General features: G+C 59.8%; 12 protein-coding genes. 4 read left to right on the top strand and 8 right to left on the bottom strand.

Annotated features, from left to right (window positions below):
• Positions 1-6: 6 nt before the first annotated feature.
• Positions 7-1,542, bottom strand: coding sequence for a lysine--tRNA ligase (gene lysS / locus G5182_RS05180; RefSeq protein WP_005335201.1), 1,536 nt, complete (start codon positions 1,540-1,542; stop codon positions 7-9).
• Between the two features lie 16 nt (positions 1,543-1,558).
• Positions 1,559-2,657, bottom strand: a protein-coding gene (prfB, locus tag G5182_RS05175; RefSeq protein WP_100645262.1) for a peptide chain release factor 2 whose coding sequence is annotated in 2 segments (ribosomal slippage) — positions 1,559-2,581 and positions 2,583-2,657 — 1,098 coding nt in all. Because the reading frame shifts where the segments join, the coding sequence is not laid out codon by codon here.
• 256 nt (positions 2,658-2,913) lie between these two features.
• Here prfB and G5182_RS05170 point away from each other — a divergent pair.
• Positions 2,914-4,785: a methyl-accepting chemotaxis protein gene (locus G5182_RS05170; protein ID WP_421254244.1), complete on the top strand. Its 1,872-nt coding sequence runs from the start codon at positions 2,914-2,916 to the stop codon at positions 4,783-4,785.
• Between the two features lie 231 nt (positions 4,786-5,016).
• On the opposite strand, the gene gltS is transcribed toward G5182_RS05170, so the two are convergent.
• The gene (gene gltS / locus G5182_RS05165; protein ID WP_108614086.1) at positions 5,017-6,216 is read right to left on the bottom strand and encodes a sodium/glutamate symporter; all 1,200 of its coding nucleotides are present in this window, start codon (positions 6,214-6,216) and stop codon (positions 5,017-5,019) included.
• A gap of 446 nt (positions 6,217-6,662) precedes the next feature.
• On the opposite strand from gltS, the gene ansA reads away from it, so the two are divergent.
• The gene (gene ansA, locus G5182_RS05160; protein ID WP_042054747.1) at positions 6,663-7,670 is read left to right on the top strand and encodes an asparaginase; all 1,008 of its coding nucleotides are present in this window, start codon (positions 6,663-6,665) and stop codon (positions 7,668-7,670) included.
• 271 nt (positions 7,671-7,941) lie between these two features.
• Here ansA and G5182_RS05155 read toward each other — a convergent pair whose 3' ends face one another.
• A complete protein-coding gene (locus G5182_RS05155) occupies positions 7,942-8,235 on the bottom strand; it encodes a YeaC family protein (protein WP_011707127.1) in 294 nt (97 codons plus the stop codon).
• A gap of 71 nt (positions 8,236-8,306) precedes the next feature.
• Entirely contained in the window at positions 8,307-9,740 is a 1,434-nt protein-coding gene (locus G5182_RS05150; RefSeq protein ID WP_227342059.1) for a glyceraldehyde-3-phosphate dehydrogenase, read from the bottom strand.
• 211 nt (positions 9,741-9,951) lie between these two features.
• Between G5182_RS05150 and G5182_RS05145 the strand changes: the two genes are divergently transcribed.
• Positions 9,952-10,752, top strand: coding sequence for a DUF2989 domain-containing protein (locus G5182_RS05145; protein ID WP_227342060.1), 801 nt, complete (start codon positions 9,952-9,954; stop codon positions 10,750-10,752).
• A 7-nt stretch (positions 10,753-10,759) separates the two neighbouring features.
• The gene (locus G5182_RS05140) at positions 10,760-11,320 is read left to right on the top strand and encodes an NUDIX domain-containing protein (RefSeq protein WP_227342061.1); all 561 of its coding nucleotides are present in this window, start codon (positions 10,760-10,762) and stop codon (positions 11,318-11,320) included.
• 106 nt (positions 11,321-11,426) lie between these two features.
• On the opposite strand, the gene lipA is transcribed toward G5182_RS05140, so the two are convergent.
• The 3 genes from lipA to ybeD all read right to left on the bottom strand — a co-directional run bounded on the left by lipA (position 11,427) and on the right by ybeD (position 13,392).
• Positions 11,427-12,392, bottom strand: a complete 966-nt coding sequence (gene lipA, locus G5182_RS05135; RefSeq protein ID WP_139740976.1) for a lipoyl synthase — start codon at positions 12,390-12,392, stop codon at positions 11,427-11,429.
• The gene (lipB, locus tag G5182_RS05130; RefSeq protein WP_216953013.1) at positions 12,389-13,066 is read right to left on the bottom strand and encodes a lipoyl(octanoyl) transferase LipB; all 678 of its coding nucleotides are present in this window, start codon (positions 13,064-13,066) and stop codon (positions 12,389-12,391) included. Before lipB ends, lipA begins: the two co-directional genes overlap by 4 nt.
• Before the next feature lie 62 nt (positions 13,067-13,128).
• Complete coding sequence (gene ybeD / locus G5182_RS05125; RefSeq protein ID WP_005348100.1) at positions 13,129-13,392, bottom strand: DUF493 family protein YbeD; 264 nt, start codon at positions 13,390-13,392, stop codon at positions 13,129-13,131.
• Between the last annotated feature and the right edge of the window lie 158 nt (positions 13,393-13,550).

Here is a 13,550-nt window from a genome sequence, read left to right as displayed (position 1 = left end):
TGAACCTTACTTCTGCGGACGCAGGGCCGGGAACAGAATGACGTCACGGATGGTGTGGCTGTTGGTGAACAGCATCACCAGACGGTCGATACCGATACCCTGACCGGCAGTCGGCGGCAGGCCGTGTTCCAGTGCGGTGACGAAGTCGGCGTCGTAGAACATGGCTTCGTCGTCGCCTGCTTCTTTCTGATCAACCTGATCCTGGAAGCGCTTGGCCTGGTCTTCTGCATCGTTCAGCTCGGAGAAGCCGTTGGCCAGCTCGCGGCCACCGATGAAGAATTCGAAGCGGTCGGTTACATCCGGGTTCACGTCGTTGCGGCGGGCCAGCGGAGATACGGCAGCCGGGTACTCGGTGATAAAGGTCGGTTGCAGCAGCATGTGCTCCACGGTCTCTTCGAAGATCGCGGTGATCACGTGGCCCAGCTCCCAACCCTTCATCAGCTCGATGTGCAGACGCTTGGCAACGGCCTTGGCGCTCTCGAGGGTAGCCAGATCGTCCAGGGTTACATCCGGGTTGAACTTCAGGATGGACTCAACCATGGTGAGGCGCTGGAACGGCTGACCGAAATCGATGGTCAGGCCCTCTTCGCCCTCTTTGGCGTAACGGATCTTGGTGTCGCCCAGAATGTCCTGCGCCAGGGTGCGCAGCAGCTCTTCGGTCAGGTCCATCAGATCGATGTAGTCGGCGTAGGCCATGTAGAACTCGATCATGGTGAACTCGGGGTTGTGACGAACCGAGATACCTTCGTTACGGAAGTTGCGGTTGATCTCGTAGACACGCTCGAAGCCACCGACCACCAGACGCTTCAGATAGAGCTCCGGAGCGATACGCAGGTACATGTCGATGTCCAGCGCATTGTGGTGAGTGACGAACGGACGCGCGGAGGCACCACCCGGGATGACTTGCATCATCGGGGTTTCCACTTCCATGAAGCGCTTTTCGTTGAAGAACTTGCGGATACCGGCAACCACCTGGGTGCGGATCATGAAGGTCTTGCGGGACTCTTCGTTGGCGATCAGATCCAGGTAGCGCTGGCGGCAGCGGGCTTCCTGGTCGGTCAGGCCTTTGTGCTTCTCGGGCAGCGGACGCAGTGCCTTGGTCAGCAGGCGGATATCGGAAACGTGAACGGAGAGCTCACCGGTCTGGGTCTTGAACAGGGTACCTTCGACACCCACGATGTCGCCCAGATCCCACTTCTTGAACTGCTCGTTGTAGAAACCTTCCGGCAGGTCGTCACGGGTGACGTAGACCTGGATCTTGCCGGCCATGTCCTGCAGGGTGGCGAAAGAAGCCTTGCCCATGATCCGGCGGGTCATGATGCGACCGGCAATCTTCACCCGTTTACCCAGGCTCGTCAGCTCCTCGGCGCTTTTGTCGTCGAACTCTGCGTGCAGATCGCCAGAGAGGCTGTCGCGACGGAAGTCGTTGGGGAAAGGATTACCCTGGGCGCGCAGGGCGGCCAGCTTGGAACGACGCTCGGTCATCTCGTTGTTGAGTTCGAGAGTTTGGTCGACTTCCGGAGTGATGGTTTGTTCAGACATGGTGATTCCTGCTTGTTTACAGACCTGATTTCAGGCTGGCTTCGATAAACTTGTCCAAGTCACCGTCGAGCACCGATTGGGTATTACGGGTTTCGACGCCGGTGCGCAGATCCTTGATACGGGAGTCATCCAGCACATAGGAACGGATCTGGCTGCCCCAACCGATATCAGACTTGGTCTCTTCCAGGGCTTGTTTCTCAGCGTTCTGCTTCTGAATTTCCAGCTCGTAGAGCTTGGCTTTCAGCTGCTTCATACACTGGTCTTTGTTTTTGTGCTGGGAACGGTCGTTCTGGCACTGTACCACGACACCGGTCGGAACGTGGGTAATACGTACCGCGGATTCGGTTCGGTTAACGTGCTGACCACCGGCACCGGAGGCACGGTAGACGTCGATCCGCAGATCCGCCGGGTTGATCTCGATATCGATATCGTCGTCGATCTCGGGGTAGACGAACACAGAACAGAAGGAGGTGTGACGGCGGCCACCGGAATCGAACGGAGACTTGCGAACCAGACGGTGTACGCCGGTTTCGGTACGCAGCCAGCCGAATGCATATTCGCCGGTGAACTTGATGGTGGCGGATTTGATACCAGCCACGTCGCCTTCGGAGCATTCAATCAGCTCGGGCTTGTAGCCGTGGGCATCGCCCCAGCGCAGGTACATGCGCAGCACCATGTTGGCCCAATCCTGCGCTTCGGTACCACCGGAGCCGGATTGAATATCGATATAGCAGTCGGAGCCGTCGTGCTGACCGGAGAACATGCGGCGGAACTCGAGATCCACCAGCTTGGCTTCCAGTTGTTCGGATTCGGCGATGGCTTCGTTGAAGGTCTCTTCGTCTTCCCCTTCCACGGCCAGGCTCACCAGCATCTCGACGTCATCCACGCCCTGGGTCAGGGTGTCGATGGTGCCGACCACGTTTTCCAGCGCGACGCGCTCTTTGCCCAGCGCCTGTGCGCGCTCGGGCTCATTCCATACGTCCGGCTGTTCCAGCTCGGCGTTGACCTCTTCTAGACGCTCTTTCTTGGCGTCATAGTCAAAGGTACCCCCTAAGAAGCTCGGTCCGCTCAGACAGCTCCTTAAGTTTATTTAATACGGGATTAACTTCGAACATCGTGAAAACTCTCAGGGTCGATGTGATTTAAAAACGGGATATTCTAGCCAATTGTGGAAGGAATAAACAGGGTTGCCTTGGCTTGTGCGGCTCATGCCGTCAATTTCTGGTGCACTTTTCTCCACCTCGGTAGAAAATATCGCCCGCAGACCCATTTTCAGGTTCAGTTTTGGCCATTCGGGTCGCTAATGACTACGTGTAGTGTTGTGCAATTTAGGGAAAAACCCGCTCCTCACCTCAATAAGAAGAACACATGATGAAAAACCTGTCACTCAAGCAGAAGATACTGTTGTCAGTGGTGATCGCCCTTTCGTTGGTGATTTTGTTGCTCTCCTGGCAGAGCTATAGCAGCCAGAAGTCCCTGTTGCTGCAAGGCAGCCAGGAGCAGTTGCAACGGCTGGGTACCCAGCAGGCCGAGCGTGTCAGCGACTGGCTCGCCGCCCGTCGCGACGTGATCCAGGCGCTCGGCAACAAGGCCGGTGCCGAACCCCTCAATGCCTTGCAACAGGCACAAGTTTCCGGCCGTTTCCAGCTCACCTATTTCGGTGAGAGCAGCGGCAAGATGAATGACTCCGATCCCTCCATCAACCGCGATGGCTACGACCCGCGCTCCCGTGGCTGGTATCAGGAGGCGATGAGCAAAGGTGGCCTGATTGTCACCAAACCCTATCTCGACGTGGCTTACAACATCATGGTGGTGACCCTGGCCCAGCCGGTTTCTGGCGGGGTAGTCGGTGGTGACCTCTCCATCGCTTCGCTGGTGGAAGACGTGACCAAGATGCAGCTGCCTGCCGACGGTTTCGCCATCATGATGCACAAGGATGGCACCATCATCGCCTACAAGGATGCCGCCAAGGCGATGAAACCGGCCACCGAGATCGACAACGATCTGACCAATGCGCTGATCGAGCAGAGCAAGGCCAGCAACGGTCTGGTGGCGGCCTACTTCGACAACGAAGGACGTGACAAGCTGCTGTGGGCGGCTGATATCCCTGACACGGATTGGGAACTGGTGCTGGTGCTGGACAAGGCCGCGCTGGAAGCGCCGCTCTCCTCCCTGCTGATGACCCAGCTGGGGATGGCGCTGCTGGTGCTGGTGGGCAGCATCCTCGCTATCTCCTGGCTGGTCAGCATGTTGCTTGGCCCGCTCACCAAGGTCTCCCAGGCGTTGGCCCGTATTGCCGATGGTAACGGTGATCTGACCCAGCGCATCAAGATCGACGCCAACGACGAAGTGGGCCAACTGGCCAACAGCTTCAACCGTTTCGTCGGCAGTCAGCATCAGCTGATCGGCAATATCCGCCAGCTGGCCAACGAGTTGAACGCCGATGCCGAGCGCAGTCTGGTGACCAACCAGGCCGCGGTGGACGAGCTGCAGCGTCAGCAGCAGGAGGTGACCATGGTCGCCACGGCAGTCACCGAGATGGCAAGCGCCACCATGGAGATCGCCGGCAACGCCGAGAACACCGCCGCCGCTGCCCAGCAATCTGCCCAGAGCAGCGAGCAGGGCAAAATGCTGGTCAACAAGACTCGCCAGTCCATCAATGGTCTGGCCGAAGAGGTGGGGCAGGCGACCGAGGTGATCGGCGAGCTGAGCCGCCACGCGCAGGCCATCACCAGCATTCTCTCCACCATTCAGGGGATTGCCGAGCAGACCAACCTGCTGGCGCTGAACGCAGCCATCGAGGCAGCTCGCGCCGGTGAGCAGGGTCGTGGTTTTGCGGTGGTGGCTGATGAGGTGCGTGTGCTGTCGCGCCGTACCCAGGACTCCACCCAGCAGATCCAGTCCACCATCGAGACCCTGCAACAGACCACTGCCCGCGCGGTGAGCCTGATGCAGACCAGTCAGGGGCTGGCGGACAACAGCGTGCAGGATGCGGATCAGGCGGTGCGCGCACTGGAAGAGATCACCAGCGCCATCTCCCTCATCTCCGACATGGCGGGCCAGATCGCCACCGCCGCCGAGGAGCAGACCCAGGTGACCGGCGAGATCACCCAGAACACCACCGCCATCAAGGATGTGAGTGACGAGATCACCGCCGCCGCCATGCGCGATCTGGATCAGGCTCACAGCCTCAAAGGGCGTGCTGCTGACCTGAACCAGCAGGTGTCGACCTTTATCCTGTAAGGTGCAACTCTCGGCCTGTTCCGGCTGAGATAAAAAAGCCCCGCCCTCTGTCGAGTGCGGGGCTTTTTGTTGTTCGGGGAAGTGCGGGATATAGGGATTCCGGGTTGCTCGCGGGTCACCCTGGTGGCGGATACGAGCCCCGGCTCTGCCTGCGTCACCTGGTGAGTCGATAACAAACAAAGAGCCCACCGAAAGGTGGGCTCTGATCATATACGTCTGACGGAAAGGGAATTACAGGAATGGCATCGCCATAAACAGCTTGATCACCATGGCGTTGATGATGTCGATAAAGAAGGCGCCCACCATGGGCACCACCAGAAACGCCAGGTGGGAGGGACCGAAGCGCTGGGTGATGGCCTGCATGTTGGCGATGGCGGTCGGGGTGGCCCCGAGGCCAAAGCCGCAGTGACCTGCCGCCAGCACGGCTGCATCATAGTTGCTGCCCATGACCCGGAAGGTGACGAAGATGGCGTAGAGCGCCATTGCCACGGTCTGGGCGGCCAGCAGAATGAAGATGGGCAGGGCCAGGCTGGCCAGATCCCACAATTTCAGGCTCATCAGTGCCATGGCGAGGAACAGCGACAGGCTGACGTTGCCCAGCAGGGAGACCTCGCGATCGCTCACCTCATGCCAGTTCAGCAGGGTCAGGACGTTGCGCAGCAGCACGCCGACAAACAGCACGCAGACAAAGATCGGCAGCTCGAAGGCGCCCCCTTTGAGAGAGGCCGAGAGCAGCTCGCCACCCTTGAGGCTGATGGCTATCAATGCCAGCGTTTCGATAACGCTGAAAGTGGTGAGGGGGCGCTCCATATCTGGCATTTCGAAGCCCTGGGGGGCCTCATCCTGATTGTGCTCCTCACCGGGCACCTGCACTTTCTTCACCAGATAGCGAGCCACCGGGCCACCGATCAGGCCGCCCAGCACCAGACCGAAGGTGGCGCAGGCGATGGCGAGTTCGGCAGCGGATTGCACGCCGTATTTCTCGGAGAAGGTGGCACTCCAGGCCGCCCCGGTGCCGTGGCCGCCGGAGAGAGTGATGGAGCCGGCCAGCAGCCCCATATGGGGATCCAGACCGAGCAGGGTCGCCAGACCGACACCCAGACTGTTCTGCACCAGCAGCAGGCCGGTGACCACCATCAGGAAGGTAACCACCGCCTTGCCGCCGCGTTTCAGGCTGGCGAGATCGGCGGAGAGACCGATGGAGGCGAAGAAGGCCAGCATCAGCGGGGTTTGCAGGCTGGTATCAAATTGCAGCTCCATCTGCAGGGTGGAGCGCAGCAGCAGCAGTACCAGCGCGACCACCAGGCCGCCGGCTACCGGTTTGGGGATGTTGAAGGTACGCAGCAGCCCGACTCGGGTAACCAACACCCGGCCAAGCAGCAATACCAGAGTGGCAGCGACCAGCGTTGCGTAGGAATCAAGTTGTAACATTCAGTACTCCCATGTTGATTGGCTGTGTCTTTCATAGCAAAAGACTTACAGATTCAGCCGGGATGAAAACAGTGTGGCTCATGCGCCAACAAAGAAGGGGAAACATCTCCCCGCCCCAGGAAAGATGGGGCTTGTGCGGGCCTGAAATGCTCAGGCATCCAGATGAGATTTTAGTAAAATCCGGCGGATTGTAGCAAAAAGCATCGTTTAATTCCATCTTTGTCGTATTAATGCTCGTTTTAGTGGTTTATTGTGACATTTAGCACTATGTAGGTAGAGGGCAGAAAAGCCGAAAAGGGTGCATGGAACGGCTGTCATTTGGGGCGCCAGTCTCTATAATTCGCCGGTTTCCGCTGCACGCAGAGGCGCTGGCGGGCGTTGACATTGTGGTTCACTCCGACATGGTTCATGTTCCGGCGGTGTTCACTTCATCAAGAGGAGAGGGTGTGAAGAAGTCTATCTACATTGCCTACACAGGCGGCACCATTGGGATGCAGCGTTCCGATCACGGCTACGTGCCGATGGCGGGCTTTATGGAAGACTGTCTGGCGCGGATGCCCGAGTTTCACCGCCCCGAGATGCCGGATTACCATATCCACGAATATGCGCCCCTCATCGACTCCTCCGACATGACCCCGGCGGACTGGCAGCGTATCGCCGAGGATATTCGCGACAACTACGAGAAATACGATGGCTTCGTGATCCTGCATGGTACCGACACCATGTCGTTCACCGCCTCGGCGCTCTCTTTCATGCTGGAAGATCTGCACAAGCCGGTCATCATCACCGGCTCCCAGATCCCGCTGGCCGAGCTGCGCTCCGACGGTCAGCAGAACCTGCTCAATGCCCTCTATATCGCGGCCAACTACCCGATCCACGAGGTGACGCTGTTCTTCAACAACCAGCTCTATCGCGGCAACCGCAGCAAGAAGGTGCACGCCGACGGCTTCCACGCCTTCGACTCCCCCAACTATCCACCGCTGCTAAATGCCGGGATCGCCATCTCGCTGGAAGCGGGTGAGCTGGGTGTGCCCTCCGCGCGGCCGCTGGTGCTGCACGACATCACCCCCCAGCCCATCGGCGTGGTGACCCTCTATCCGGGGATCTCCAGCGAGGTGATCGCCAACATCCTGCAACAGCCGGTGAAGGCGCTGATCCTGCTCTCGTTCGGGGTGGGCAATGCGCCGCAGAACCCGGCCATGCTGGCGCTGCTCTCCGAGGCTTCGGCCCGCGGCGTCATCATCGTCAACTTGAGCCAGTGCCTGCACGGCAAGGTCAATATGGGGGGGTATGCTACCGGCAACGCCCTGTCGCGGGCCGGGGTGATCTCGGGCTTTGATATGACCGCCGAAGCGGCGCTCACCAAGCTGCACTTCCTGCTGAGCCAGGACTTGCCCTCCCACCGCATTCGCGAGCTGATGCAGCAGTCCCTGCGCGGGGAGCTGACTCCCTAAGCGATGCGGCCCTCACCCTAACCCTCTCCCGGCGGGAGAGGGGATAGCTCGAGGTGCGGTTGGCCGCAAGGCTTGCCATGAAGAGCGTTGGCAGGTGGCCCGTTCACTGTTCGCAGGTGCGAGCCTGCTCCCTTCTCCCCCTGGCGGGAGAAGGGTTGGGGATGAGGGGGATGAGGGGGATGAGTCACCCGGCATCGATAGGAAAAAAGAGGGGAGCCATCATGGCTCCCCTCTCTGTTGTGGCCGCCACGAGCGGCCTGCCGGGTCAGGCTCAGTGGTTGAGGTCGACCCGCACTATCTCTTCCTCATCGCGATACTGACGCTTGAGCTCGCTCTTGCTCTTCATCACAATCTCGCCGTCACGGCCGATGTTCATATGCTCCGGGTTGTCGAGATGCATCGCCTGCCAGGCCATCACGGCTTGCAGGGAGGTGGCCTTCTGCTCGTCGGTCAGGGGCTTGCCATCGGGCCACTTGCCCAGCTCGACTGCGGTCTTGAGCCGCTCGTACACCTCTGCGGGCATCTGCCTGATTGCTTGCAAAAACTCACCCTGTTGAAACGACATCCGGCCTCTCCTTGAACTATTGAGCCATAAACTGCGGGATATGACGGGTCATGCAGGTAGACTCTATCGGTCTATGCAGGCAGATCCTGGCGGACTACGCCAGCCATCTGCTCCATCACCCGCACTACCTGACAACTGTACCCGAACTCGTTGTCATACCATACGTAGAGCACACAGTGATCCCCCTCGGCGATGGTCGCCTGGGAGTCGACGATGCCCGCATAGCGGGAACCCACCATGTCGGAGGAGACCAGTTCGGTGCTGGCGCTGAAGTCGATCTGGCGATGGAGCTCCGAGCTTAGCGCAATCTGCTGCAGATAGGCGTTGAGGCTCTCCCGATCGGTGGCCTGCTCCAGCGACAGGTTGATGATGGCCAGCGAGACATTGGGTGTGGGCACCCGGATGGCGTTGCCGGTCAGCTTGCCCTTGAGTTCCGGCAGCGCCTTGGTCACCGCCTTGGCGGCGCCGGTGCTGGTCATCACCATATTGAGGGCCGCGCTGCGACCGCGCCGCTCCCCCTTGTGATAGTTGTCGATGAGGTTCTGATCGTTGGTGTAGGAGTGGACCGTCTCCACGTGGCCGTGGCGGATGCCGTACTGCTCCTGCATCACCTTGAGCACCGGGGTGATGGCGTTGGTGGTGCAGGAGGCGGCGGAGATGATCTTGTCATCCGGGCCTATCACCTCATGGTTGACCCCGAACACCACGTTCTTCATCTCCCCCTTGCCGGGGGCGGTCAGCAGCACCTTGCCAGCACCGCGCGCTTTCAGGTGCTCGGAGAGGCCAGCCTCATCGCGCCAGACCCCGGTGTTGTCGACGATCAGCGCATCGTGAATGCCGTAAGCTGTGTAGTCGATGTCAGCCGGGCTATTGGCGTAGATCACCTGAATGAAGGTGCCGTTGGCGATGATGGCGCTGCGCTCCACATCCACCTCGATGGAGCCATTGAAGGGACCGTGTACCGAGTCGCGGCGCAGCAGGCTGGCGCGTTTTTCCAGATCCCCGTCGCGACCACCGCGTACCACGATGGCGCGCAGGCGCAGCGGATTGGCGGCGCCGGTACGCTCGATCAGCAGGCGGGCCAGCAGGCGGCCGATACGGCCAAAGCCGTAGAGCACCACGTCGGTCGGCTGCGGCATCTGGTTGCGGCCAAGGGCCGGTGCCAGTCGCGCTTGCAGATAGTCCTCGATCCCCGCCTCATCCTGATGATCCTGCCAGTAGCCGACTGCCAGCTTGCCAAGGTCTACCTCGGCAGCGGTGGGTTTGAGGGCAACGATGGCCTGAAGCAGGGGGAAGCTTTGCTGGATGGGGAGGGGAGCGCCCTGGTGGCGGCGGACGACCCGGTGGGCCTTGAGGATATCGATGGTGGAGGCGTTTTGCAGTGGGCGGCCGTAGAGGGTGATCTCGACCCCTTGTTGTCGGTAGAGGCGACCAATCAAGGGTTGCATGGCTTCGGCGAGCTCCTGGCTCTCCTGCCACGCTTGCAAGTAGTGCTCGTGGGTCATTGACCAGATCCTTTATTTCACGTTGTTGGTGTAAATAGAAAATTCGTCGAATGCAGATCAGTGTAGGGGTCTATATTTCGTTATATTATTCTGCAATCGCGGCCTTATATGGCGCGCGCATTGTAATGGATATGTAACCGGTTTGCTAGCCGGTGGTGGCCGACAGAGGCTTCAGTTGTTACCAACCCGCGTTACCAACAAGATGTGAATCATGGCCAATTTCCCCCTGCGACAGACCTTCATCATGCTTTCAGTCGGCCTTGCCGTAGCTGGCTGCAATGACGATCGGATCCACAATATCTGCAGCAACCATGCCGAGCTCTGTCAGGATCTGGTGGACGATGGCTGGTGTCGCTACGAGCGTACCGATGTGATCCGCAGCCGCTTCTATCTCAAGGAGGAGGGAACGGATCGGCGCAAGTACGAGCTGATGCGCAACCTTGAGCGCTATCTTAAGTGTGCCGAGCGCTCTACCAACATCGAGTATAAGAATGCCCGCGAGCAGAAGAGCCCACGGGTGGAGGGGATGCTGGCGGCTGGCGAACAGTTGGCCCAGCTCGATGTGGCCACCCGCAACTCGCAGGATCCCTACTTGCTGCTCTGGCACTGGACCAACAACACCAACGAGCTGGCCCGTCAGCAGTTTATGGCGCTGGAAGGTAACAAGGTGCTCGACGAACCGGAACTTCAGCTGGCCCTTGGCGGAGCCTACGCCAAGAGCGATCCCGAGAAAGCTATTTCCATCATGCATCACGGCCTCTCCCTCTATCGGGAAGGTGACAAGATAAACAGCCGCCTGCTCACCTCCCTCAGCACCCTCTATATGGGCCAGAAGCAGTACGGGCTGGCCTATCTGTGGGGCAAGGTGAGTGAGTCTTTTCAGGATGCGCCAGAGGTCTCTGCCAGGCGTTTTGGTATTTATCACACCCTGAGCAAAACAGATCAGGATGCCTACGACGTGCGAGCGGCTGAAATAGTCGATCAACTGAAACATGGCAGCTATCGGCACTGAGGCTCTGATGATTGCACTATCCCCGGCCAGCTGCTGGCCCGCACCTTTTTCCCTCTCGTTTGTCCATGGCGAGGTGATCACCGATGGCCATACCCTGGAACGCCTTACGGTACGTGCCGTAGTACTCCGTGGCGACGAGTTGCTGCTGGTCCACTCCCGGGTCAACGGTGATCTGATGTTTCCTGGCGGCGGCGTTGAAGCGGGGGAAAACCACCATGTGGCGCTGGCCCGCGAGCTGAAGGAGGAGTGCGGTGCCGAGTTGCTGGAAGTAGGGACCCTGCTTGGCGAGACCCGGGAATACCGCGCCGCCCGCGAGCCGGGGTTCGATGCCTACTGCATCCGCTCGCTGTACTACTTGTGCCGGATTGGTGATCAACTGGTGGAGCCACAGCCACAGCCCTACGAGATCCGCCTTGGCTTCGTGCCCGGCTGGTTTGGCCTCGACGAAGCGCTGCAGACCAACAAGACCCAGCTGGCGGGGCCCTGTCCCCAGTGGACGGCGCGAGAGACCCGGGTGTTGGCCCAGTTGCAACGCTGGCATCAGCAGGGGGTCTTCGACCACGGCTGATGAGTAGATCAAGCTGCAACGGTCAGTGACACCAACAGAAAGAGCGCCAATAGGCGCTCTTTTTCATTGCGAGGGTGGCGGTTACTGGCCGCTCTATCGTGCGAGGTTACTTGACCTCTTCGCCCTTGGCTTGCAGATCCGCGTGATAGGAGGAGCGCACGAAAGGACCGCAGGCGGCGTGGGTAAAGCCCAGCTCCATGGCGACATCTTTCAGCTCGTCAAACTCTGCTGGCGGCACGTAGCGCTTGACCGGCAGGTGGTGGCGGCTTGGCTGCAGATACTGACCCAGGGTCAGCATGTTGACGCCGTGAGCGCGTAGATCCTTGAGCACCTCGACGATCTCTTCGTTGGTCTCGCCAAGGCCCATCATCAGACCGGACTTGGTCGGTACATGGGGGTGCATCTCCTTGATACGGCGCAGCAGCTCCAGCGACCACTTGTAGTCGGCACCCGGGCGAGCGACGCGATACATGCGCGGCGCAGTTTCCAGGTTGTGGTTGAATACGTCCGGCGGCGTTTCGCGGAACACCTCAAGGGCCTGCTCCATCCGGCCACGGAAGTCCGGGGTCAGGATCTCGATGCGGGTCTGCGGGCTGTGCTCGCGGATCTCGCGGATGCAGTCGGCGAAGTGCTGGGCACCGCCGTCGCGCAGATCGTCGCGGTCCACCGAGGTGATCACCACATACTTGAGGTTCATCTCCTTGATGGTGAGCGCCAGCTTCTTCGGTTCTTCCGGATCGAGTGCCAGCGGGCGGCCGTGGGCCACGTCGCAGAAGGGGCAGCGACGGGTGCAGATCGCGCCCATGATCATGAAGGTGGCCGTGCCGTGGTTGAAACACTCCGCCAGGTTGGGGCAGGAAGCCTCTTCACAGACCGAGTGCAGCTTGTTCTTGCGCAAGGTGCTCTTGATGTGTTCGATCTTCTGGCTGGAAGGGGGGAGTTTGATCCGCATCCAGTCCGGCTTGCGAAGGATTTCTTCGTTGGGATCCGGCATGAATTTCACCGGGATCAGGGCCATCTTGTCGCCATCGCGCAGCTTGACGCCCGGCTCCATACGAACGGGTTTGCTCATGATTCACTCTCGGTGTTTGTTATTGTCTGATAGCCAATCAGGCTGGCCAGTTCGGCCACCAGAATGGATTGCGCCTCGGCCACGCTCTGCGGGCCGCCCAGGGCGCTGGTCTGGGTCATGGCCATGCCCGCATAGCCGCACGGATTGATGTGCAGGAAGGGGGTCATGTCCATGTTGATGTTGAGGGCCAGCCCGTGGAACGAGCAACCCTTGCGGATGCGCAGTCCCAGCGAGGCAAGTTTGGCCTCCATGCCAAGGTCATTTTTCACATAGACCCCGGGGGCATCTGCCTTGGCATAGGCCTGGATATTGCTTTTGGCCAGGGTGTTGATGATGGCTGTTTCCAGCGCGGTCACCAGCTCGCGCACCGAGAATTTGCAGCGGCGGACATCCACCAGGACGTAGAGCACCAGCTGGCCCGGGCCGTGATAGGTCACCTGACCGCCGCGATCGCTCTGCACCACCGGGATATTGCCCGGATTGAGCAGGTGTTCGGCCTTGCCGGCCTGGCCCTGGGTGTAGACGGGGTCATGTTCGACCACCCAGAACTCGTCCGGGGTGTCGCTGGTGCGGTTGTCGGTGAAGGCTTTCATGGCGTCCCATACCGGCTGGTAGGGGCGGCGACCCAGCTGCCTGACTATCAGGCTGTGCTGAGCGGGGATCTGGGATGACATGGTGTCCTCGTGGCGTGCTGCAGCCAAAAACAGTCGCCCCGCAGAACGGGGCGAGAGAGAAATTACAGTACGTATTTCACCAGCTCGATCTTGCCAAGCGCAGTGTACATCGCTTCGATGTGCTCTTTGCTCTGGGCAGTCACGGTCACGCGAACCGAGTGATAGTTGCCCTTGGAGCTGGGCTGGACGGTCGGGCTGTAGGTGCCCGGAGCATGCTGCTGCAGCACTTCAACCACCATATCCGGCAACGCAGGATCCGCGATGCCGAGTACCTTGAACGGGAATTTGCAGGGAAACTCCAGCAGTTCATCAAACTTGGTATTCATTTACTCACCTTTTTCGTCATCAGCATGATGACTTCATCTTGGATGGCTAGTGGCCGATGGCCCGTGGAGGCCGCCATTTCAAGTCTGTATGGGTGCGGCTAAACCCTATATGGGCGCCGCACACTCCGGGATCAAGGCCGGGAGCGGTCAGACAAGGA

The organism is Aeromonas sp. 600948 (genome assembly GCF_049174875.1).
In the GTDB taxonomy this organism is placed as follows: Bacteria; Pseudomonadota; Gammaproteobacteria; order Enterobacterales; family Aeromonadaceae; genus Aeromonas; species Aeromonas veronii_A.
The sequence above is the reverse complement of the archived record's forward strand: the minus strand, read 5'-3'. Positions and strand labels throughout refer to the sequence as shown.